Consider the following 22,077-nt stretch of genomic DNA (forward strand, 5'->3'; position numbering starts at 1 on the left):
CGGTAGAATGGGACAGTTTATCGCGGTAGAATGGGACAGTTTTTATCCGAAAGGACACTTCATGCCCCGTTCTGTTGTTACTGGAGGTGCAGGTTTTCTGCCCTCGCACCTGTGTGATCGCTTGCTGGCCGCAGGCCACGAGGTCGTTGCGCTCGATAACTTTATTACCGGCTCGCCGGACAATCTCGCCCACTTGACGGACAACCCAAAGTTCACTTTTATGGAACAAGATGTCTGTCAGCCCTATGAAATTGAGGGCGCGGTGGACTTTGTTTTTCACATGGCCTCGCCCGCCTCGCCCGTGGACTTTACCACCAAGGCCATCGAGATCATGATGGTTAATAGTGAGGGAACACACCAGTCGCTCAAGCTCGCCCTGGCAAAGAGGGCGGTTTTTCTCATGGCCTCGACCAGTGAGGTCTACGGCGATCCGCTGGTACATCCCCAGCCTGAGGAGTACTGGGGTAACGTGAATCCCATCGGTATCCGGAGTGTCTACGATGAGTCCAAGCGCTTCTCAGAGGCGTTGATCATGGCCTACCGGCGCTTTAAGGGCGTGGATACCAAGATTTTCCGTATTTTTAATACCTACGGCCCCCGTATGCGCCTAGACGATGGCCGGGTCGTCCCTAACTTTATCGGGCAAGCTCTGCGCGGCGATAATATCACGGTCTATGGCACCGGCACCCAGACCCGCAGCTTCTGCTACGTCGCCGACCTCGTGGACGGTATCTACAGGCTCTCGCAGACTCCCTCAGAAATTTCGGGCCCCATCAATCTGGGTAACCCCACGGAGCGCACGATGCTGGAGTTCGCCCAGGAGATCAAGCGCCTCACGGAGTCCGACAGTGAGATCGTCTACGAGGCCCTCAAGACCGCCGATGATCCTAAGCAGCGCCGCCCAGACAGCACCAAGGCCCGAGAGATTCTCGGCTGGGAGCCTAAAGTCAGCCTGGAGGACGGTCTACGAGCCACCATTGAGTATTTCAAGGGCAAGGTGTAGAGTTTACGCAGAAGATTCCCCGATTCCCCTTGACAGTGGGATAGCGCTTGTGTTATCCTGCGAACAGTTTTTCTGTCTCTCAGAATATAGGGACAAGATACGAGGACAAACCTATGGCAATCCGACGGCTCGGTGTGGCAGCGCTCGGCGTTCCCACAGCTCTTTCGCTTTTGATGGTTATGCAGAGCGGCGCTCTCGCACAATCTTCCGTGACCCGTGGCTCCGCAGCAGATCTGCGTGTTCTGACTCCTCTCAAGGGTGAGATCATCGGGGCAGGCTCCTTCAAGCTGGACTTTTCCTTCAAGAGTCTCTCCGCTTCCCCGATCACTCGGGTGGAGCTCCATGTGGATGGTGTGCAGTGGGCGGGCCGCAACCTGGATGTCCCGAGTCTGGGCAATGTGCTTACTTTTGAGGTAGATGGCTCAACCCTTGCCGAAGGCCCCCATACCTTCCAGGTAAAGGTAATCAACAAGAGTGGTGCGATCTCCACCACTGACCTTCAGGTCGTGGCGCAGAGCAAGAACAGTACCCTGGGTGGTGAGAATGCGACTCCCGCTAGTGTGAGCGCTGCCGGTGCCCCGCAGATGACCTTCCGCGCACTGCCCTCTAGCCGTTTGATGGGCACTGTTGAAATAAAGATGGATGTTAAAGCGCCCAACAACCAGAACCCCTATGTCTCGTTCTACGTAGACAAGCAGTTCAAGGTGCTCAAGAACTACCCGCCTTACTCCTTCCTCTTCGACACCACCACGGTTAGCAATGGCAAGCATATTATTGAAGCCACTGGCTACCTGGAGTCCTCGAACGCCGCTACCACCACACGCAAGGAAGTGTTCGTAGACAATCCGGGGGGTAATACTGAGCGTGCGACGGATATCAAGGACCTAAGCAACAAGTCCGGCGAGCCCTCGCAACCCCAGCTCTCTGCCGTGCCGGGTGCCTTGGCGGCGAGTGTACGTGCCGCATCTGGTGTGAAGCCGATCCAGCTCATGCTGCCCGGTATCAGTGGAGCCCGCTCCGTGGAGCCCCGTGTGGCTCGGACGAGTGTACCATCTACTGCTGTGGCGACGAAGACCCTTGCTGCAATCGAGACTCGAACTGCTCAGCCTCTCGCCAAGGGGCTGCACGCTCCGATGCCAGTGGCAACGGGGATCTCCGTGGGGCGGCCCATGCCTTCTGCGCCGGGAGCCGCTACGCGCGCTGCGGGTTTCGCTACCGCCCAGGCCGTGCGAAGCGCCGATCTGATGGTGCCACGCCGTAGCGTGAAGCCCACACCGCGCACGGCACAGGGCATCAAACCGATTCTCTCCAGTGCAATGACCAATGACTTTAGTAAGAAGCTGATGGTGGCCTTCGATGGCAGTGCAATCAACTTCGATGTGGAGCCCCGTGTTGAGGCAGGTATCCCACTCGCTCCGTTCCGCCAGATTTTCGAGCATACCGGTGGACAGGTCATGTGGGCCTCCGATGCCAAGACCGTGCGCGCTCTGAACGCCGACCGCGAGGTGATCATCAAGGTGGGCTCCCCGAGCGCCACCGTGAACGGCCAGAGTGTCAGCATGGAGCGCACCTCGTTCATTGACCGGGGACGTACCATTGTGCCGCTGAGCTTTGTGGGCAAGGCACTCGACGTAGACGTGGACTTCGATCCCACTACCGGCAAGCTGACCATCACCAGTAAAAAGTAAACTCTCTCTCCTACCCCGGCGCTTCGTCTCGTTGCGCCGGGGTTTTGTTTTTTGTAAGGGCTTTGTCATGAAATTACTGATCCTGGGGGGGACGCTCTTTCTGGGGCGGCATCTGGTAGAGGCTGCGTTGGCGTCTGGCCATACGGTGACAATCTTTCACCGAGGGAAAACCAACCCAGGGCTCTTTCCCGGCGTGACTGAGCTTCTGGGGGATCGCACTAAGGACGACGATCTCGCACAGCTTGAGGGGCTGCGTTTCGATGCCGTTGTTGATACTTGTGGCTATTTCCCCCGCATTGTGCATAAGAGTGCACAAGCGCTCACAGGGAAAGCGAAGTGCTACTGCTTTATCTCCACAGTGTCTGTCTATGCAAACTGGCCGGAGTCGTCTCCTGACGAGGAGTCGCTATTAGGAACACTGGATGACCCCAGGACGGAAGAGCTTACGGGCGAAACCTACGGCCCCCTTAAAGTGCTTTGTGAGCAAGCGGCGCAAGCGGCTTTCCCGGAGCGTGCGCTGATTATCCGCCCCGGCCTGATTGTTGGCCCGTATGACCCGTCGGATCGCTTTACTTACTGGCCGCACCGTGTGGCGCAAGGAGGAGAGATTCTCGCTCCGGGTAGCCCGGAGCTGCCGATTCAGTGGATCGACGCGCGCGATCTGGCCGAGTGGACACTGCGTCTGTTGGAAGCGGGGCGCACGGGAATCTACAACGCGGATGGTCCTCCGATGGGCTTGGGACAGCTCCTAGCGACCTGTGTGCTGGCGAGCGGCACACAGCCTACCATTACCTACGCCGAGGAAGCCTTTCTTCAGGCGCAGGAAGTCAAGCCCTGGCTGGAGCTTCCGCTGTGGATCCCAGGGCTTCTAGGCCGCGCCGACGGCGCGACCCGGACTCAGCGCGCCAACCTCGCGGGACTGACCTACCGAACCGTGCTTGAAACTGTCCGCGACACGCTGGTCTGGGATGCGCAGCGCCCGCAGGAGAACGCCTGGAAGAACACCCTCACGCCCGAAAAAGAGGCCGCCGTGCTAGCCGCATGGAAAAGTCGCGCCGAGGGATAGCACCGCCGGTTGGAGCGGGGGGTTAAAAGTCGAACTGTGCGACGTTGTCTTTGGTGAAAATCGTGGGAGGGCCGACGGTGATCTTGTTCAAGTCCTCGACCGCCCGCTCGCCCATTGCGCCCACTTTGACTTTCTGACCCTTCTCCGCTTTCAGCTCGCCTTTTGCCAGAGCGAGGCAGACATACGCCGTGACCGTTCCCATGTCCACGGGGCTCCAGAGCATGATCTCGGGCGTGACGCCTCCCTCGATAAAGCTTCGCATCTGTTTAGGGAGACCGAGCCCAAAGACCCGCGCGCCTCCGTTCTTGGCATTGGCCCCGCCCGGATAGACACCACGCTGCTGCGCGACCTTCGCCGCCGCCGAGACACCCACCGTGGTCGGCGCGATCACGCCCTTGAGGTTCGGGAACTTGGTGAGCAGGCCCTCCATCTCGGTGGCGCTCTTCTCGGGCTTATCGTCGCCAAAGACCGTCGCGACCAGTGGCATCTTGGCGTACTTCGGGTCTTTCCACGCCGCGTTCATCTGCTCCACCCAGAGCTTCTGGTTGGGTGAGTCGCTGGTGGCCGAGAGGATCGCGACCTCGCCGGTGTAGTTGATCCCCTTGCCAAGCTGCTCTAAAATAGCCCCGCCGAACTTGGAAAAGTCGGTCGCAAAGACCCCGATATCACGGTGACTCTCGTTGCCCGTGATGTCGGCGTCCACGGTAACCACTTTGACACCCTTGGCTCGAATCTCATCGAGCGTATTGTTCAGCGCATCCACGGAGTTTGCCGCCAGACAGATCACATTCGCCCCCGCCTGCACTTCATCCTTGATGTACTGAATCTGGTTGGTCGCCTCCGCTTGCGCCGGGCCGGTCATCTTGTACTCCGCGCCCTCGGCCTCACAGACAGCCTTCATGCCCTTGTCAATCGCGTCAAAGTACGGATTGCCGACGTTCTTAGGAATAAAGACCACCTTGATCTTCTTCGTCCCACCGCCTGCCGTGTCCGTCGTCTTGGCTTCTTCAGGCTTACAGCCCGTCATCAGCGCCAGTGCCGCCAGCGGCACAAAAGAGAGTAGTGTTCTTCTGTTCATAGCAGCTTATTCGTGATGTTTCGTTATAGTTCCTGCCGAAGGTCCCTCTGGATTTTCGAGCAAGGCATTGGGACGAACCATAAATAAGAGAATCCCCAAGATGTTTTCAATACGATCTAAGTAGTAGTAGCCGTCTTCCATGACGACACTCTGCCCGGAGAGCTGTAGAAAGCTCCAGGCATCGCCCGTAGTGACGGCTCCGTAGATTACAGTGCGCGGTGTTCCTGCACGTTCGTTGAAAATCTTGGCTGCGACCATCTCGGCGATGCACTGGCCGTAGCCGCTAACAATGGCTTCGTTCTTGGCTTCCACAACAGCGAGTACGGGCGCTTCTAAATAGAGCGACTCAGGCGAGGCGGAGACCAGATAGTCACAGAACCCGGCGAGGCGCTGGGCGGCATCAACGATAAAACTGGCTCCCGAGAACACGCTGATCTGGTAGTGTGCCTGCCGCCGCGCTTCCATCAGAATCGGCATGATGAGTAGCTCCGAGCGTGCTTTCTCAGTGTTCAGGCGCAGGGCATACTCCGCCGACTCTTCCAGGTGCGCTGTAAGAATGCTAGAGGGCGACACGGGGGCGGCGGCGGCAAAAAGCCCAGCTTGATCCTGGCGTGTGAGGCCAAACGAGCGCAGGGCATCGGGGAGGGTAAAGTCGCTGTAGGCCATGGTTGTATTGTACCGCTTGACGGATAGCCGCGAGAGATTGTAGGATGCGCACACGATGAACCGTTTTGTAGGAGTTTTGCTACTAGCACTGGCGGGCTGTTCGGTGTCTCCAAGCCCCTCGGCGACGCCGTCGCCGTCGGTGCCTCGTCGGGTGAGTGCGGAGCTTCTGCCCACGGGCGATATGCCGGTCGAGGCGAGTGCAACCGTGCAGGCACTTCAGGCGGCACAGGAGGCGGGGCAGAGTGCGAAAGCCTTGAGTTTAGCGTTGGCACTGGAGCCAGCGGCGGCTCGCTCGTCGGATCTCAGTGATTTTCTAGGGGGTTTTTATCTTCAGCAAGGCGCACCGGACCGGGCGCTCCCCTTGGTACGACAGGCGGTCGCGCTTGCCCCGAAGTCGGCGGCGGCGCTACTGCATCTGGGCCAGTTGGAGCAGGAGCTGGGCTACTCGAAGCCCGCCGGGGAGCACCTGCGCGCCGCGCGGGAGCTGGCACCGGATGTGGTATCGGTTCACCTGGCACTGGCACGTTTTTTAGAGCGTGAGCTTCACCTGCCAGAGGGTGAGGCCGAGCGGCGCGAGGCCGTGGCTCTCGATCCACAGAACCCTGGCGTGCTGGGAGAACTCGCGAGCAATCTCATCAAGCAGCAGCGCTACGACGAAGCCAAGAAGGTGCTGAGCGAGGCGGATCGCTTTGCCCCGGATGCGCCTCCAGGGCTGCTCCAGCGGGTGGAGATCGCCTGGGAGGAAGCCCGGCGGGGCGGCGGAAAGCCCGAGGAGCGGTACGCCGAGATGGAGAAGTGGCTCACGCTGTGCCTCAAAGTGGCCCCTGGCTACCCCGCCGCGCTCTATGGCCTGGGAAACTTAAAAGCCGCCCGTGGCGACGATGCAGGCGCACAGATCGCACTTGAGGAAGCGCTTGCCCGTGCCCCCGAGCTGGAGGGGCTTAAGATTCAGCTCGGGCAGGTACTCGTGCGGCGCGGGCAGCGCGAGCGGGGTCTGAAGCTGATCCAGGAGCACCGCCGCGCCCAGGAGCGCCGGGAGACACGGGATCGCCTGGTGAGCCGTGTGGCGATGCAGCCCCAGAGTAGCGCACGGCGTCAGGAACTTATCCGCTGGTGCCTCGCCCATGGGGAGGCCGCCCGTGCCCGCCTGGAACAGGCCGAGCTGGCGCGTCAGGCTCCCTCGCGAACCGGCAAGTAGCGGTTCAGTCCGGGGGCAGCGAGGGTCTGGACTGTCCCTGACGGCCAGCGAATCACCACTTTCTCCACACTTGTTGCCGCTCCCAGACCGATATGCACGCGCGGATCGGAGCTGGAGAGATACGAGCCATCGGCGTGGCAGTGCCGCACGAGGGTCTTGCCGCCCGGAAGGGTGACGGTCACGGTAGCGACGTAGCCGTCACGATTGCTCTTAGTTCCTTCCAACACCAGCCCCAGCCAGTGCCCGCGCCTTGCCTGTGTGGTCTCATTATGCAGCAGCAGTGGTGCCCCGCTGGAGTCTATGAGCAACAGATCCACCGCCCCGTCGTTATCAAAATCTCCCGTCGCCAGTCCCCGCCCGAGAATAGGCTTTGCGAACGCCGGGCCGCCCGCGCGGCTGACGTCGGCAAAACGTCCGTTCTGGTTCCGAAAGAGCTGGCTGGGCTGCCTGTAGGTGGTGCTGGCATCGAGTTTCTGGACATTGTCTTGGACATGGCCATTGGTGAAAGCAAGATCCAGCCAGCCGTCGTTGTCAAAGTCCAGGAAGCGGCAACCAAAAGCGACATAGGGCTCTGTCGCCGCCCCGATCCCTGCCGCGAAGCCGACATCTTTGAAATTTTTTCCGCCCTCGCTATGGTAGAGAGAGTTAGGCTCGTGGCGAAACGTGGTCACGACCAGATCCGGCCAGCCGTCGTTGTCGTAGTCGCCCCAGTCAAGGCCCATGCCCGCGTGGAGCTTAGTGTCGCTATCGTAGGCAACTCCGAGGGCATCGGCCTGATTGGTGAAGCCGTTTCCGTTTGCTGTGGGAATCAGCAGATCGCCCGGTGCTTCGTCGTTGGCGAAGGCGATCCCCAGCCGTCCCGAGCCACTGAAATCACAGGCCGCCACTCCCAGCCCTCGGCCCCGGGTCTGGGCCTTGACTCCGCTGCTCACGGAGGCATCGGTAAAACGGCCCGTACCTAGATTCTGAAAAAACGCGGCGGGCAGGGGCTCGTACTCACGTGGCCCACAGGCCGCTAGCACACTCGCGCCGTGGGCATCGCGGGTGTCGCAGAGAAGGCGCGCCCCACGCTCCGGCGAGAAGTCCACGTAGTTGGCGACAAAGAGATCGAGCTTTCCTGAGCCAGGAGCGGTCTCCACCCAGGTCGCCGCCGTCCCCCACGGCTGCGGCTTGATACCGGCTGCGGCACTGATCTCCCGGAAACGGCCCCGCTCGTTATGCAGCAACGCCCCGCCCGCGAAGGCAGTTAAGTAGATATCGGGATAGCCGTCGTGGTCAAAGTCGCCCACGGCGCACCCCAAGAACGCCCCGGTGAGCTTGGGAAACTCGGCTGGTGTGAACTTGCCCTTGCCATCGCCCCAGAAGAGGGCACAAGGGCTCCCGACCAGCAGAATGTCCAGGTTGCCATCGTGGTTGAAGTCTAAAAAGGCACAGCCATTGCCAATGGTCTCCTTAAGGTTCAGCGGGGTTTTCAGAGGTAGTGTCCAGTGGTAGTGCAGCCCTGCCGCCTCGGTGATATCCCGGAAATAGGGTGCCTGTGCCGGGGAAGCCGCTTGTTTGGTGCAGCCAGCTAGAACCAAAAGAAGCGCCGCGCCGGGAAGTCCTGGTTTCATGCGTGCATTTTACCTAGGAAATGTGGGACTGGGAAGGTTTGAAACCAGGAGGAATGTCCCGCGCGAGAAAGAAGCTAGCCGTCCTAAAATAGCGGTATGGAAAATATCGTTGCAACCATCATGATCTACGGAAGCCTGGGAAGCACTTTACTCCTCACGCTCTCCTGGCTCTGTGCGGCAGGTTTTTGCCGTCAGGATAGCGAATAAGAAAGCAATACAGTATCAAAGGATAAGGGCATGACCGATCAAACACTGACACAGTTTTTTCAACAAACCGTTGCGGCGCAGGGAAGCGCGGTGGCGATGCGCTACCGGGAAGACCGCGAGTGGCATAGTATTTCCTACACGGAGCTCGCGGCAAGAGTGGAGACGACGGCGGCGGGGCTCAAGAGCCTCGGCATTGTGCACGGTGACCGGGTGGCGATCTACGCCGAGAACCAGCCGTCATGGGTGGTTGCCGATCTCGCTTGCCATGCGCTGGGCGCGATCAATACGTCCATCTATCCCACACTGCCCCCGCCCCAAGTGGCTTTTATTGTTAATGATAGCAGTGCCAAGGTTTTGATTGCGGGCAATGCGAAGCTGCTCGCCAATGCGCGCACCGCGCAGGCCGAGTGCCCGAGCCTCACGCAGCTCATCGTGATGGGCGAGGCTGAGGCGGATGCGCTCTCGTTTACGCAGCTTCAGGAGCGTGGCCAGCAAAATCCCTTCGGCCCTGGCGCGTATGAGGCAGCATGGAAAGGCATCAAGCCCGATGATATTGCATCTCTGATCTACACATCCGGCACCACCGGCGATCCCAAGGGCGCGATGCTCACCCATAAGAACTTCACGAGCAATGCCATCAATGCGCTAGCGCTCTTCTCCAAAGGGGGGGTGACCGTCACGACCGACGACACCTTCCTTTCGTTCTTGCCGCTTGCCCACTCGTTTGAGCGCATGGGCTGCTACCTTGCCCTTGGTGCGGGTTCGGCAACAGCGTACTCCGAGGGGGTGAAGACCCTTCAAGAGGAGATGAAGACTCTCCAGCCAACCATCATGCTCTGCGTGCCACGGCTCTGGGAGATGATGCAGGATCGCGTCGTGGACAAGGCCGCCAAGGCGGGCGAGCTGCGCCATGCCATCTTTGAGAGATCTCTCGAAGCCGCCAAAGAGTGCATTCGTGAGGAGCAGGCGGGCAGGCATCCCGGAATGAGCCTGACGATTCAGCGGGCCACCGGCGAGAAGCTAGTCTTCTCTAAGATTCGTGAGGAGTTCGGTGGTAAGTTCCGGCTTCTTGTCTCGGGTGGGGCGGCGCTCAACCCGGAGACGGCACTCTTCTGGCGGGCGCTGGGCATGAACCTTGTGGAGGGCTACGGCCTCACCGAGACATCGCCCGTCATCTCTATCAACCCAGGGCACGCTGCGCGCATTGGGACCGTCGGGCAAGTTATCAACGAGGGCGAGGTCAAGATCGCTTCCGATGGTGAGATCTGCTACCGTGGCCCCAACGTGATGAAGGGCTACTGGAACAACGAGCAGGCCACGCGAGACATGATTGACGACGAAGGCTGGCTTCACACCGGCGATATCGGCGAGCTAAGCCAAGACGGCTATCTGAAAATTACGGACCGCAAGAAAGATATTATTGTTTTAGCCAATGGCAAGAATGTCTCGCCCGTGCCCATTGAGACAAAAATGAAAAACTCGCCCTTTATCACCGAAGTGGTGCTCATTGGCGATAAGCAAAACTCCATCACGGCACTGGTCGTCCCTAATATTGAGAAGCTACGCGAGGCGGGTTTCACCGAGGCCGACGATAAAAAGAAAATAAAATCTGAGATTGACGCGAACTCGGCCGCACTGGCGGACTTCGAGAAGATCAAGAAGTTCACGCTCATCAACGCCGTTTTCTCCATTGACACCGGCGAGCTGACGCCCACACTCAAAGTGAAGCGCAAAGTGATCCTGCAAAAATGGGCCAAAGAAGTCTCTGAATTGCGTGGCGATGAGTAAGCCCACGTTTCAGGACAAGCCGTTCTGGTATCTGGGGACCGGCGCGTACTGGTTTGTGACCAGCCTGAAGTGGTTTGTGCTGTTTCTGCTCCAGCCGCTTCAGGTGGCGGAAGTCGTGCCGGGCGGGGAGAAAAACGGCGCGTGGGGGATGATTGTCGCCATCGGAGCCTTCGAGGCGATGATCGGCCCAGCGCTGATGGGCTGGCTCTCGGATCGCACCCAGACACGCTTTGGCCGTCGTCGCCCGTTTTTGGCGATTGGTGCCGCGCTCACCAGTGTCGCCTTGCTACTACTCGGGCAGGCAAACTCACTGGTGATGATGGCGATTGCCTATCTGTTCTTGCAGATCTCCGACGATGTGGCGACCGGCCCCTACGCCGCCCTGATCTACGACCAGGTGCCGGAAAATCACCGGGGCAAGGCCAGTGGTATCATGAGCATGCTCCAGCTAATCGCCCAGATCGTCGCGGTCGGTATCGGGCTGGGGCTGGGCAAGATCGCGCTGATCTATGTCGCGGTGGCGGTCATCAATGTTATCTGCGCCCTGATCACGCTCGCCATCTGGCACGAGCCCGCTGCGGAGGCTCCCCTCGCTGCCATAGTGCTTCCCAAGCTCTCTATAAAGTCCTGGATTGAGCCGTTTCGCTCGCCGGACTTCCGCTGGGTCTGGCTGGCGCGGTTTTTAGTGGCCTTTGGTTTTTACTTAATTCTGCTCTATGTCAGTAACTATCTCTCGGATCGGGTTCACTCGCTCACACTCTTTGGGTTTGACTTAAAGACGCCCAAGAATGGGGCGCTGGCGGCGGCACTGGGAATCTCGCTTTCCGGGGCGATTGGCTCAGGGATTGCGGCAAGGCTAACGGACTCCCTAGGACGTAAGAAAATTATTGGGCTGGCGGGTTGGGTGATGGCCGCCGCGCTGATTCCCTTCGCGCTGATCCCCAACTTCACGGTGATCTTTTGTGTCGCGCTGGTCTTCGGCTCAGCCTACGGCATCTATCTTTCCGCCTCACTCGCCCTAGCCGCCGATGTGTTACCGGACCCGGAGGCCGCCGCCAAAGATATGGGTATCTGGCAGGCGAGTGTCTCGACGCCGCAGGTTCTCACGGGCGCTGTGGGGCTTTTGGTGGACGCGGGCAACAGACTCTCAGGCGGCATGGGCTACACCCTCGCTTTTTTGATCTCTTCCGCAGCCTTTCTCACCGGCTGCCTGCTCGTCACCCGTGTCAAAGGCAGCAGCTAAGCCGCGTCGCGGTACTGAATAAACTGCTCGGCGTGGTAGCCATCGTGGCCTAGCGCCATGACGGAGAGATCGCTGAGGTTGATCATTCCAATCTCGTCGCGGTTGCCTTGCCTATCCCAGTCCGTGGGCTGGAGGGCTTCGAAAAACGCAAGCAGTGCAGCGCGGCTCTGGATCAGACGCTCCAGCGACTCGGCGACGGGCATCGCGGCGTAGTTGCGCTCCATCGCGAGCTGGCCTTCGTCGTAGCCGGGTAGCAGTGGGATCTCTTCGTCACGAATGCGCTCGCCGCGCACCCGGAAAATCTCGTCCCAGTCCGCCATGTGCGCAATGGCCTCGCGGATTGTGAAGCGCTCCGGGTCGGGGCGACGGTCGGCTTCCTCTTCGGTAATGCCGTCTAAAAGTTTGGCGTAGACCTGCGGGGTTGCGCGCAGGCCACTTAAAATATAGCGCTGAATGTAGGGGTTCATAGGTTGTTTCCTCGAATGAGTGTATCAAGTAGCTCCGTGATTCGTCCACGGATCGTCTCTCCAAGCTGATCACCGTCCTCAAAGTCGTTGCTCGTCGCATAGACAAAGCGTGGGACGATCCAGCAGCGAAAATCGAGCATCAGGCTATTGGCAAAACCCAGCACGCTCATGTAGCTGCGCTGCCCACCGGCCTGGCAGAGAAACCCCACGGTCTTACCTTCCAGCGCCCCGCCGTGATCCTCCATCACCTGCTTGGCGGCAGCGTTCACATCGAAGTTATAGACAGGCACGGCGAAGATCACATGCGTTGCCTGGCGCAGCGGCGCGGCCAGCTCCGGGGTGTCCCTTAGGTCTAGAAGCGTGTGTGCAATGTTGCGCTCTTCTAGCAATTTAGCCGCGTGGCGGGCGAGTAGCTGAGACTTGGAGCTTGCGTCTAGGCTCGTGGCCACAATAGTCACATGAGTGGTTCCCATAGTTAAACGACCGAGGGGACTGTCTGCTTTAGCTGACAGGGGAATCGGCAACCGCACGGCACAGGTGCGCTGCGCACCATGCCGCATAGAAAAATATTGTTCAAATTTTTGTCTCTTTGCTTTCCGGGTCTCAAGTTTTAATGGTAGTATCTTCCCGTCACGATCCTTCGTCAGGTAGTTTAGTGACGTAAAGTTTCCTCTATTTTAGGAGCCTGAGTAAGCTCTCATGATGCGAGTGTTAGTTACGTTACGGATGTAGGCTATTCTGCGCTGGGCGGACGAACCTTTGTAACTAGCCGCAGCGGACACGTTGAGTCTTTTTGCAACCAATTTGTTTACGGCTTGGACGGAGCCTTTGGGAGCTAACGTAAGGGATTGCCCTATGCGTTTCCCAAGAAGCCTGATGCTTGGCATTGTTGTCTTTTGTGATTGTGTCCTAGACATAATTTCAGAAGCTCTCTGCTTTAGCGGAGGGAGTCGTCACGTCTACGATACAGCGAGTGCCTGAATCCGTTCCCGGTGCGCCTCTACGAGTGCGGCTTGTTCGGGCCAGAAAAGTGCGGGGAGGGGCTGGGAAAAATCAAACCAGCGGGTGATGTAGCCTCGGCCCACTTCGGTGGGCTGCGGGTCGGTCTCGTCGGTGGTGTAGAGGAAAAAGTGCGTGGTTGTCCAGCGGGTCTTATCAAAACTCAGGCGCTCGCGGACACCTAGCTTCTCGATGAGCTGTAGCTTGGAGAATCCAGCTTCTTCCTCAATCTCCCGCCGCGCCGCCGTCTCAATCTCCTCGCCTTTGTCCACGCCGCCTTTGGGCAGAATATAGGCGCTTTGCTTGGTGTCCTCGCCCGTGGTCAGGGCAATCCAGAGGGTGCCGTTCTCGTCTTTGCGCACAATGATCCCGCCCGCCGCCAAACGATCTCGAACGCCGCTCTCGGGGCGCGTGTACCAACTCTCATCAATCATAGGGATATTATACGGTGCAAAATTTCATTGAAGCATTTGGTTTTGGCAAGCGTCAAAGAGAGTAGCGGAGGGCGCATAAGCACGCCAAATTTTTGACGCGCCTGCCGCAAGAGCTATGAAAAATGCGTTTAGCCGTCGCCGTGCCCTGCAAGTTCTCGGTGCGGGTCTTCTTGCCAACCTCGGAGCCGCCTGGGCGCAGCCGCCCGGATTCCAGCCGCCGATCCGGCCTGTGCCGCGCCCCCTGCCACCGCGTCCCACGCCCTCCATCACCGTTTCCTCGGTCACTCTCAACGCCGATATTAAAGACGGGATCGCGACGGTCGAGGTCTCGCATGTCTTCAAGAATAGTGGTTCCGTGCAGGGCGAGGCGGACTTTGTCTTCCCCATTCCCAGTAGCACTACCGTCCGTGACTTTGCCATGTACGATGGCGAGCATAAATTCGAGGCGCGGGTTCTCAACAAAGAGGAGGCCACGCGGGTTTATGAGGAGATCGTGCGGCAGCGGCGCGATCCGGCGCTGCTAAGCTATGTTGGCCAGGGGCTGCTGCGGGCGCGTGTGTTCCCCATTCCTGCCAACGGCGAGCGGCGCGTGACGCTGAAAGTCGTCTCGGTTCTCCCGCGTGAGGGCGATGCGAAGAAGTTTGTCTGGGCGCTGGCGGGGCCGCATCTGCCGGGAGGAATGCAACCCGCCTTTGTGAGCGTCCGCGTGGTTGCCAGTAACGCTGGGAGCCTCTACTCCCCGACCCATGATGTCACGATCAAGCGCCTTGACGACGGCACGGGGCGCGTCTCTGCCGAGTGGTCGTCCACCAAAAACGAGGCGGCGCTGGCGGAGCACCCGGAGCTAGCACTCTACGTAGGGGCAAAAGACACCAGCGCGGTCGCTCTCTCGCTGCTCAGCTACAACGCGGCGCTGCCTCAGGTGGCGAGTATCGGGGGAGGCTTGCACCAGAGTGGCTATTTCCTGGTGATCGCCAGCCCGAATATTCCGAAGACGGCGCTCAAAGACCTGCCGCCGCGCCGCGTGGTGCTTGTGATGGACCGCTCCGGCTCGATGCAGGGCAAGAAGATCGAGCAGGCTCGTAGTGCGCTAAAATTCGCCGTGGGCAAGCTGCGCCCGCAAGACAGCTTCAATATTCTCACGTTCTCCGACGCCGTGACGAAGTTCTCGCCGGAGCCTGTTCTGGCAACGTCGGATAACCTCAAGCGCGCTGCTGCCTTTGTGGATGAGATTATCGCCGATGGGGGCACTAATATCAACGACGCGCTCACCGATGGCCTCAAGCAGTTTCCTGAAAAAAGTAGCGGTAACCGCTTGCTTTTCTTTACCGATGGCCTACCGACCGTGGGAGTGCGCGATCACGCCACCATTCTCAGCAATGCCGTGAGCGCGGCGCAGAAGCGTACCCGGTGCTTTGTCTTCGGGGTGGGCTACGATGTGGATGTCCCGTTTCTGGACCGAGTCGGCAGCAAGCTCAGCGGTGATGCGGACTACGTGCGCCCCGACGAAGACATTGAGCTCAAGACGAGCCAGTTTGTGGCCAAGACCAGCACCGCCGTTCTGGAGAACCTGAAGCTAAAAGTCACCGGCGCGGGCGCGGGCGAGATCTACCCCAAACCCGCAGAGCTTCCCGATCTCTTCGAGGGTGGGCAGCTTGTTTTGGTCGGGCGCTACGGGGTCGGCTCTGGCATGTCCGTGACGCTCACGGGGGATGTTCTGGGTAAGCCGCAGACGTTTGCCTTGGACGCCAAGCTCGCGCCCGTCTCTACGGAGGCCAGCTTCCTGCCGCGCCTCTGGGCCAGCCGCAAGATTGGGTATTTACTGGACGAGATCCGCGATGAGAAAGACCCGGCGCGGCGCAAAGAGATCGAGGAGCAGATCATTGGGCTTTCCAAGGAGTTTGGCGTGCTCACGCCCTACACCGCAATGTTCGTCCCCGAGCCCGGCACGACAGACTTTGGTGGCTTACTTCCCTCTGGTACCACTGAGCTTTTCAAACAGCAATCGAAGTCGGTCACGACGGGCGAGAGCGCGGTGAATCTCAGCCAGAGCGCACGCGGCGGACGGGCTCAGAATCAGGCGGGAAACCTCGCTGCGATCACCTCCCAGAGCGGCGCGGATAAGAAGCTGGCGGAGTCACAGGCACGGCAGATCCAGTACAGTGGCAGCCGGGCATTCTACCAGCGTGGCGCGAACTGGGAAGATGGCACCTACGATCCGAAGAAGCAGACCGAGCTAGTGAAGATCAAGCTCTACTCCGATGCCTACTTCGCGCTCGTGCGGCGCAGCGGTAGCTGGGCCAAGTGGGCCGCCGTCGGGGAGAATGTGGTGGTGGTTGCCAATGCCAAGCAAGCGATTCAGTTTGGCGACGAGGGCAAAGAGAAGCTCACTGAGAAAGAGCTTATCGAGCTTGTGGGCAAGTAGCTAGCCCACGAGCTCGGGGAGGGGTTCGCGGCCCGCGAAGAGGTAGTTCGGGCGGCCGGTCATATCCGGGATAGGCGTATTCACAATGTCTATCCCGAGGTTGTGGTAGAGCGTCACCATGACATCTTTGTAGTCCACGGGCCGCTCGTCGGGCTCCTCGCCAAACTTATTGGTTGAGCCGATCACCTGCCCGGTCTCCATGCCGCCACCCGCGAGCAGTGCACACGAGACACGGGGCCAGTGGTCCCGGCCACCGTCTTTGTTGATCTTGGGTGAGCGTCCAAAATCCCCCCAGACCACCACCGAGACATCTTTATCCAGACCGCGCTGGTGCAGATCCTCGATGAGCGCGGAGATTCCCTGGTCAATTACGGGTAAATGAGCCTTCATGTTGGTGAAGTTGCCCCCATGCCAGTCCCAGAAACCGTACGAAACGCTCACCAGCCGCGCTCCGGCCTCCACCAAGCGCCGGGCGGCCAGAAACTGCTCGTTGAGCATCGGCGACGCATCGCCTTGCGGTTTATCAATGCCTTTGCCGTAGCGCTCCCGAATCTTGGGGGTCTCGCGGCTCACATCCAGCGCTTGCACTAGCTTACTCGATGTCAGAATATCGAAAGCACGGGCGCTCATGGTGTCTATCTCGGGGAGGGTGTCCACGCGTCGTCGGTAACGATCCAGGCTCGCTAATAATTGCTTGCGGTGGCTGAGCCGATCCAGCGAGACATCCGTCAGAGTCATGTCCGCCAGCATCGGGCCATTGGGATTCAGCGCACCGTACCCCGGCCCCAAAAAACCCGGTCCAGGATCGTTGTAGGGCGGGTGCTGCGTGCGTGCCGCGAGATTCACATACGCGGGGACGGTCTTATCCACCGGGCCTTCCAGCCGCGTCAGCACCGAGCCCATAGTCGGCGCTTTGTTCTGGTTGAACTCCGCGTTGGTGTAGCCCGAGAGACAGAGATTCGACGAGTGCTCGTCACGCGCCCCAACTAACGAGCGGATGATCGCCACTTTGTCCATCATCGTGGCCAGGCGCGGCAGGTGCTCACAGATCTCAATCCCAGAAACATTGGTCTTGATGGGCTTGAACTCACCACGAATATCCGATGGCGCGTCCATTTTTAAGTCAAACGTGTCCTGGTGCCCCGGCCCACCCGGCAAGTAGATTAAGATAACCGCCTTGTGCGAGTTGCGTATACCCGCCTGCGCCTCGGCGGCCAGAAGCTGTGGCAGAGCCAGCCCGCCCAGCGCCCCGACGGTTAAGAACTGCCGTCGTGAGAGGCCATCGCAGAACTTGCCGCCCGCGCCTCGAATCGTCAGCATAGTTAGATCAGCTCCGCAATCGGCTCACGGCCTGCAAAGAGGAAGTTCGGTCGCCCCGTTACATCGGGGACGGGCGTATTGACAATATCAATCCCCAGCCGATTATAGAGTGTCACAAAGACATCTTTCATATCAATGGGCCGCTCATCCGGCTCCTCGCCGAACTTATTGGTGCTTCCAATGACTTGTCCCATCTTCATGCCCCCACCCGCGAGCAGCGCGAAGTTGGCACGGGGCCAGTGATCCCGGCCCGCATCTTTGTTGATCTTAGGCGTGCGCCCAAACTCACCCCACACAATCACCGAGACGTCGTCCTGCATTCCCCGGTCGTGAATATCTTGAACCAGCGAGCTCACGGCGGCATCGAGCATCGGCAGGTAGGTCTTGAGCTGGGCGAAGTTCGCGCCATGATGGTCCCAGCGCCCGTAGCCAATCGAGACGCAGCGCACGCCTGCCTCGACAAGCCGTCGGGCGGCCAAAAACTGGTCGTTGAGCATCGGCAGGCCATCGTCCACGGGTTCCAGTCGCCCAATCCCGTAGCGCTCACGGGTCTTCTTGTCCTCGCGAGTCACATCGAGTGCTTGTACTAGCTTGCTTGATGTGAGAATATCAAAGGCGCGTGCGTTGAGTGCGTCTATCTCGGGGAGCGTGTCCACACGTCGGCGGTAGCGATCCAGGCTCGCCAGAAGCTGCTTACGGTGGCTAAGGCGATCCAGTGAGACATCGGTGAGCGTCATGTCTTTCATGAGGTCCCCCGACGGCCGCATTGCCGCGTGCGCCATTCCTAGAAAACCTGTGTCACCCGGATCGGCCCACTCCATGTGACCGGCCTTGCCCTGCAAGCCTACAAACGGCGGGACGGTTTTCTCGGTCGGGCCTTCCAGTCGCGAGAGCACCGAGCCCAGACACGGCGCTTTGTTCTGATTGGTCTCCGCCACCGAGTACCCGCTCATGCAGATATGCGAGTCGTGCTCATCGCGCATGCCAGTGAGCGAGCGGATAATCGCGAACTTGTCCATCATGCCTGCGATTTTGGGCATGTGTTCACAGATCTCAATCCCAGAGACGTTGGTTTTTATCGGCTTGAACTCACCGCGAATATCCGACGGCGCATCGGGCTTCATGTCGAACATGTCGTGCTGTGCTGGGCCACCCGGCAAGAAGACCATAATAATAGCCTTCTGGTTCTTGCGAATGCCCGCGTGCGCCTCCGCCGCCAGAATCTGCGGTAGGCTCAGCCCACCCAATGCTAGGCCCCCGATGGTCAGAAAATCCCGCCGCGAGATGCCATCGCAGAACGCTCCGCTTTTATTGCCCCGTATCGTCAGCATGCCCTTGCTTCCCTCATCAAACCGACAGTGGTGAAACTAATCACCTATTATAGGCAATTTGATACGGGATTGCCACTGAAAAATCGCCGTGCTTTAGCAAACACCAGCCCTCGGGCGACAGCGTGATACTATGCGATTATCCTTTTGTATGGGAGTGTAACCACACCATGTCTTCTGTTTCTTCCGTTTCTCCCGCCGATGAGCTCTCCGCTCCGGCTGACTTTCTTTCCCGCATGCGCCACACGACCTCGCACGTGCTTGCGCAGGCCATGCGTGAGCTGATGCCAGACGCCAAGATGGGCATTGGTCCTGTCATTGAGAATGGCTTCTACTACGACTTCGACTTGCCCCGCCCGCTCACCGAGAGCGATCTGTCCACGCTTGAAGCGCGGATGAAGGCGATTGTCAAAGAGAACTTGCCTCTTGCGAAGTTTGTCGAGCCGCGCGATGTGGCTCGCAAGCGCTGTGAGGAGTCCGGCCAGCTCTATAAAGTGCGCCTGATTGATGACCTGCCCGACGAGGCGGAGATTAGTTTTTACCAGCAGGGCGATTTCATTGACCTGTGTAAAGGCCCGCACATTGAGAGCACGGGGCGAATCGGCGCGTTTAAGCTGATGAGTATCGCCGGGGCCTACTGGCGCGGCAAGTCCGAGAACGAGCAGCTCACTCGGGTTTACGGCATCGCCTTTCAGAAGCAGAGCCACCTCGACGAGTATCTCAACAAGCTCGATGAGGCGAGAAAGCGCGACCACCGCGTGATTGGCAAGGCCCTCAAGCTCTTCCACATTGACGATCAAGTGGGGCAGGGTATGGTGCTCTGGACTCCGGCAGGCGCGGCGATTCGTCAGGAACTACAGACCTTTATCGGCCACGAGCTGCGTAAGCAGGGCTACCACCAGGTCTTCACGCCGCATATCGGGAAGCTGGAGCTCTATAAAACCAGCGGCCACTTCCCCTACTATGCCGACTCGCAGTACCCACCCGTGGTGGACCGTGAGTTTCTGAAGGGCCTGAGCGACGAGGGCTCCACCTGCGGCGATCTCTCCAACAAGCTGGCATCCGGCGATGTGGAGGGCTATCTGCTGAAGCCGATGAACTGCCCGCATCATATTAAAATCTACGCGTCGGAGCGCCGCTCCTACCGGGATCTGCCGCTACGCCTGGCGGAGTTTGGAACCGTCTACCGCTGGGAGCAGTCCGGTGAGCTCAATGGCATGACCCGCGTGCGCTCGTTCACCCAGGACGATGCCCATCTTTTCGTGACCGAGGATCAGGTTCCCGCAGAAGTCCAAGGCTGCCTCTCACTGGTGCGCACGATCTTCGACACGCTCGGGATGAAAGATTTCCGGGTGCGCGTCGGCCTGCGCGACCCGGACAGCGCCAAGTATGTCGGCGACCCGGCCAACTGGGATAAGGCGGAGAAAGCCTGCCGGGATGCGGTGGCCTCTCTGGGCGTTCCATTTAGCGAGGAGCCGGGCGAGGCGGCGTTCTATGGCCCGAAGATTGACTTCGTGGTCAAAGACGTCATTGGCCGCGAGTGGCAGCTCGGCACCGTGCAGGTGGACTACAACCTCCCGATCCGCTTCGAGCTGGAGTACATCGGCTCGGACAGCCAGCCACACCGACCCGTGATGATCCACCGCGCGCCGTTTGGCAGCATGGAACGCTTCGTCGGTGTGCTCATCGAGCACTTCGCAGGCGCGTTCCCGACCTGGCTTTCTCCTGAGCAAGTGCGCTTCTTGCCCATCGCGGATCGGCACATCCCGTACTGCGAGGAGATCAAGACCCGGCTCGTCGAGGCCGGTGTTCGGGCCACCGTGGACGCTCGCTCGGAGAAAACCGGCAAGAAAGTCGCGGAGGCGCAGGTCGAGAAAGTCGCCTACATGATTATCGTCGGCGACCGCGACATCGAGGCCGGAAACGTCGCCGTCCGCCACCGCGACAAGGGCGACCTTGGCCCACGCCCCGTCGAACAATTCATCACCGACCTGCTGGAGGAAATTGCGGAACGGCGATTGGCACCCGTAAGCAAATAATAGCAGTTAGTTTAATATTTTTCGCCCCACTCATTAAACAAGTGGGGCGATTTACTCTTGGAGAAAAATATGTCTGAAAAATTGGATTTTTTTAATAGCGTTCGGGAAATCATTGAAGGTTCTGAGGTATGTGATAAAGATAGGGGAAATCCGTGGCTGCGGATTCCCTCTATTAATGGCTATAAAGTAAGTCTAGGCTTTTATGTAACAACAACTGATCGCCTATATTTAGAAATTAAGATACCTAAGGCTGAAAAATTAGTTTTTGATTTCTTAAGTCAATTTATTGAATCTACATCAAATGAATTTAACATTAACATACTTGGTGTTTCAAATCGATCAGGAAACCAATCTTCTTGGATATTTTGCATTGAGTGTGACAAAGAAGGTTATGATCTCCAGGAAATGTGGGTGAGAGATAATTACAAAATATTTATTGAAGCAATGAAATGGCTTTTTTCGAAACTTCCGCAAACTTGATTTCTGATTTATCCCAGTAGCCCCGAGAGTTGAAGGACCTGCTCCGACCAGGTCGCAGCTTGGTTGGCGAGGCGCTGGCGGTCTTTGGGGTTGTGCCAGCGGTCGGGGAGCTGGTACTGCCACAGGGCGATCTCGATCTGAAGGTGGGCCAAATAACCCGCCGTCTCGATCTCCGTTTCGTGTGCCGTCCACTCGATGAAGTGCTTGCTCTCGTCCAGAAGCCCGGCCACGACGCTTTGATTGGCTTCGTGGGGCGCAGTGGACTTGATGCGTGACAGATCGGAGGCGAGGCCACCTAATCGAACGGGGATGGCATCGCGCAAGTAGCGCTCTTGAATCTGGCTCCAGTCTTTCATGGGGCAAACCTTTCTCGGACAATTTTCTCGATCCGCTCACGCAAGCCAGGGTCTTGCACTTCCAGAGCGCGGTTTCCTTGACGGGGACGGATATTGATAAGCGAGTCGAATGTCACTTGTTGCGAATCGGGAAACCAACCCGCGCCCCAGATATTTTCCTGGAAGCTGCCCTCATCCAGAAGAGCGGCTTCACAGTCTGCGTGCATCGCGCCGCCACCAGCCAGAAGCTCTCGTTCCACATCCACAGCCAGCTTGATATAGTCGCCGAGCGCTTCTTGCATCTGGGAGACTTGATCTACGGTGGTACGCTCACGAATCAGGTGAATCACAGCGGCAATTATACCGCGAACGGACTCAGGCCACAGCGAACTCGGAGGCGGCGCGGCGCTGGGGGGAGCGGAAGCCTAAGACGATTTGCTCTGGCGGGATGCCCAGGCGCAGAAGCTGTTCGGCGACGGGGCGGTCGGTGTTGTCTGCTTGCACCCCGATCTTGCCGTCGCGAATCTCTAAATCCGCCAGCAGGCCATGAATAGCGTACGGGTACATTCCCCGGAGCTTGCTCCGTGACCGCATGGAACGTGTGGGCATCTCTCAGGATGCCCACTTCTTCTAGGGTTTCGGCTCTCAGGCCGAAGTCTTCCGAGACATACCCCGGAGCTTGCTCCGGTCGGATTGTGAT

The 22,077-nt window shown here is 58.9% G+C and carries 20 protein-coding genes; 9 read left to right on the forward strand and 11 right to left on the reverse strand.

From position 1 onward, the window contains the following. The first annotated feature begins 61 nt into the window (after window positions 1–61). The 3 genes from ACH2ED_RS06650 to ACH2ED_RS06660 all read left to right on the forward strand — a co-directional run bounded on the left by ACH2ED_RS06650 (window position 62) and on the right by ACH2ED_RS06660 (window position 3,757). Window positions 62–1,003: a UDP-glucuronic acid decarboxylase family protein gene (locus ACH2ED_RS06650; protein WP_395089556.1), complete on the forward strand. Its 942-nt coding sequence runs from the start codon at window positions 62–64 to the stop codon at window positions 1,001–1,003. 113 nt (window positions 1,004–1,116) lie between these two features. Next, window positions 1,117–2,691 (forward strand): copper amine oxidase N-terminal domain-containing protein, encoded by a 1,575-nt coding sequence (locus ACH2ED_RS06655; RefSeq protein WP_395089558.1) that lies wholly within the window; start codon window positions 1,117–1,119, stop codon window positions 2,689–2,691. Window positions 2,692–2,758: 67 nt separating this feature from the next. Further along, the gene (locus ACH2ED_RS06660; RefSeq protein ID WP_395089560.1) at window positions 2,759–3,757 is read left to right on the forward strand and encodes an NAD-dependent epimerase/dehydratase family protein; all 999 of its coding nucleotides are present in this window, start codon (window positions 2,759–2,761) and stop codon (window positions 3,755–3,757) included. Between the two features lie 22 nt (window positions 3,758–3,779). On the opposite strand, the gene ACH2ED_RS06665 is transcribed toward ACH2ED_RS06660, so the two are convergent. Beyond that, window positions 3,780–4,835 carry a substrate-binding domain-containing protein gene (locus ACH2ED_RS06665; protein ID WP_395089563.1) on the reverse strand — a complete coding sequence of 352 codons (1,056 nt, stop codon included), beginning with the start codon at window positions 4,833–4,835 and terminating at the stop codon, window positions 3,780–3,782. A gap of 6 nt (window positions 4,836–4,841) precedes the next feature. Beyond that, entirely contained in the window at window positions 4,842–5,501 is a 660-nt protein-coding gene (locus ACH2ED_RS06670; protein WP_395089565.1) for a hypothetical protein, read from the reverse strand. A 55-nt stretch (window positions 5,502–5,556) separates the two neighbouring features. On the opposite strand from ACH2ED_RS06670, the gene ACH2ED_RS06675 reads away from it, so the two are divergent. Beyond that, window positions 5,557–6,699 (forward strand): tetratricopeptide repeat protein, encoded by a 1,143-nt coding sequence (locus ACH2ED_RS06675; RefSeq protein ID WP_395089568.1) that lies wholly within the window; start codon window positions 5,557–5,559, stop codon window positions 6,697–6,699. On the opposite strand, the gene ACH2ED_RS06680 is transcribed toward ACH2ED_RS06675, so the two are convergent. Next, the gene (locus ACH2ED_RS06680) at window positions 6,672–8,312 is read right to left on the reverse strand and encodes a CRTAC1 family protein (protein WP_395089571.1); all 1,641 of its coding nucleotides are present in this window, start codon (window positions 8,310–8,312) and stop codon (window positions 6,672–6,674) included. The genes ACH2ED_RS06675 and ACH2ED_RS06680 overlap by 28 nt on opposite strands. Before the next feature lie 237 nt (window positions 8,313–8,549). Here ACH2ED_RS06680 and ACH2ED_RS06685 point away from each other — a divergent pair, with 237 nt between their 5' ends. Continuing rightward, the gene (locus tag ACH2ED_RS06685; RefSeq protein ID WP_395089573.1) at window positions 8,550–10,307 is read left to right on the forward strand and encodes an AMP-dependent synthetase/ligase; all 1,758 of its coding nucleotides are present in this window, start codon (window positions 8,550–8,552) and stop codon (window positions 10,305–10,307) included. Beyond that, window positions 10,300–11,550 (forward strand): MFS transporter, encoded by a 1,251-nt coding sequence (locus ACH2ED_RS06690; RefSeq protein WP_395089575.1) that lies wholly within the window; start codon window positions 10,300–10,302, stop codon window positions 11,548–11,550. Before ACH2ED_RS06685 ends, ACH2ED_RS06690 begins: the two co-directional genes overlap by 8 nt. On the opposite strand, the gene ACH2ED_RS06695 is transcribed toward ACH2ED_RS06690, so the two are convergent. The 3 genes from ACH2ED_RS06695 to ACH2ED_RS06705 form a co-directional block, all read right to left on the reverse strand. After that, window positions 11,547–12,017: a DinB family protein gene (locus tag ACH2ED_RS06695; protein WP_395089577.1), complete on the reverse strand. Its 471-nt coding sequence runs from the start codon at window positions 12,015–12,017 to the stop codon at window positions 11,547–11,549. The two genes, ACH2ED_RS06690 and ACH2ED_RS06695, sit on opposite strands and share 4 nt — an antisense overlap. Further along, on the reverse strand, window positions 12,014–12,490 hold the full coding sequence (locus ACH2ED_RS06700; RefSeq protein WP_395089579.1) for an NADPH-dependent FMN reductase: 477 nt from the start codon (window positions 12,488–12,490) through the stop codon (window positions 12,014–12,016). The genes ACH2ED_RS06695 and ACH2ED_RS06700 overlap by 4 nt, the downstream gene beginning before the upstream one ends. A gap of 486 nt (window positions 12,491–12,976) precedes the next feature. Beyond that, window positions 12,977–13,450: an NUDIX hydrolase gene (locus ACH2ED_RS06705; protein WP_395089580.1), complete on the reverse strand. Its 474-nt coding sequence runs from the start codon at window positions 13,448–13,450 to the stop codon at window positions 12,977–12,979. Between the two features lie 115 nt (window positions 13,451–13,565). On the opposite strand from ACH2ED_RS06705, the gene ACH2ED_RS06710 reads away from it, so the two are divergent. Continuing rightward, complete coding sequence (locus ACH2ED_RS06710; RefSeq protein WP_395089582.1) at window positions 13,566–15,875, forward strand: VIT domain-containing protein; 2,310 nt, start codon at window positions 13,566–13,568, stop codon at window positions 15,873–15,875. Here the strand turns inward: ACH2ED_RS06710 and ACH2ED_RS06715 are convergent, their stop codons facing one another. Together ACH2ED_RS06715 and ACH2ED_RS06720 are read right to left on the reverse strand one after the other, a co-directional pair. Continuing rightward, a complete protein-coding gene (locus ACH2ED_RS06715; RefSeq protein ID WP_395089584.1) occupies window positions 15,876–17,195 on the reverse strand; it encodes a DUF1501 domain-containing protein in 1,320 nt (439 codons plus the stop codon). 2 nt (window positions 17,196–17,197) lie between these two features. Next, on the reverse strand, window positions 17,198–18,526 hold the full coding sequence (locus ACH2ED_RS06720) for a DUF1501 domain-containing protein (RefSeq protein ID WP_395089586.1): 1,329 nt from the start codon (window positions 18,524–18,526) through the stop codon (window positions 17,198–17,200). Between the two features lie 167 nt (window positions 18,527–18,693). On the opposite strand from ACH2ED_RS06720, the gene thrS reads away from it, so the two are divergent. After that, complete coding sequence (thrS, locus tag ACH2ED_RS06725; RefSeq protein WP_395089588.1) at window positions 18,694–20,562, forward strand: threonine--tRNA ligase; 1,869 nt, start codon at window positions 18,694–18,696, stop codon at window positions 20,560–20,562. A 69-nt stretch (window positions 20,563–20,631) separates the two neighbouring features. Beyond that, entirely contained in the window at window positions 20,632–21,042 is a 411-nt protein-coding gene (locus ACH2ED_RS06730; RefSeq protein ID WP_395089589.1) for a hypothetical protein, read from the forward strand. 8 nt (window positions 21,043–21,050) lie between these two features. On the opposite strand, the gene ACH2ED_RS06735 is transcribed toward ACH2ED_RS06730, so the two are convergent. Genes ACH2ED_RS06735 through ACH2ED_RS06745 form a run of 3 tightly spaced genes read right to left on the reverse strand, consistent with a single transcriptional unit; the run spans window position 21,051 to window position 21,944 of the window. Beyond that, window positions 21,051–21,398: a hypothetical protein gene (locus tag ACH2ED_RS06735; protein WP_395089590.1), complete on the reverse strand. Its 348-nt coding sequence runs from the start codon at window positions 21,396–21,398 to the stop codon at window positions 21,051–21,053. Next, complete coding sequence (locus ACH2ED_RS06740; RefSeq protein WP_395089593.1) at window positions 21,395–21,727, reverse strand: DUF5674 family protein; 333 nt, start codon at window positions 21,725–21,727, stop codon at window positions 21,395–21,397. Before ACH2ED_RS06740 ends, ACH2ED_RS06735 begins: the two co-directional genes overlap by 4 nt. A 25-nt stretch (window positions 21,728–21,752) precedes the next feature. Next, entirely contained in the window at window positions 21,753–21,944 is a 192-nt protein-coding gene (locus ACH2ED_RS06745) for an element excision factor XisI family protein (RefSeq protein ID WP_395089595.1), read from the reverse strand. Window positions 21,945–22,077 lie beyond the last annotated feature (133 nt).

The sequence above is a fragment of the Armatimonas sp. genome, from assembly GCF_043757465.1.
Lineage (GTDB): Bacteria > Armatimonadota > Armatimonadia > Armatimonadales > Armatimonadaceae > Armatimonas.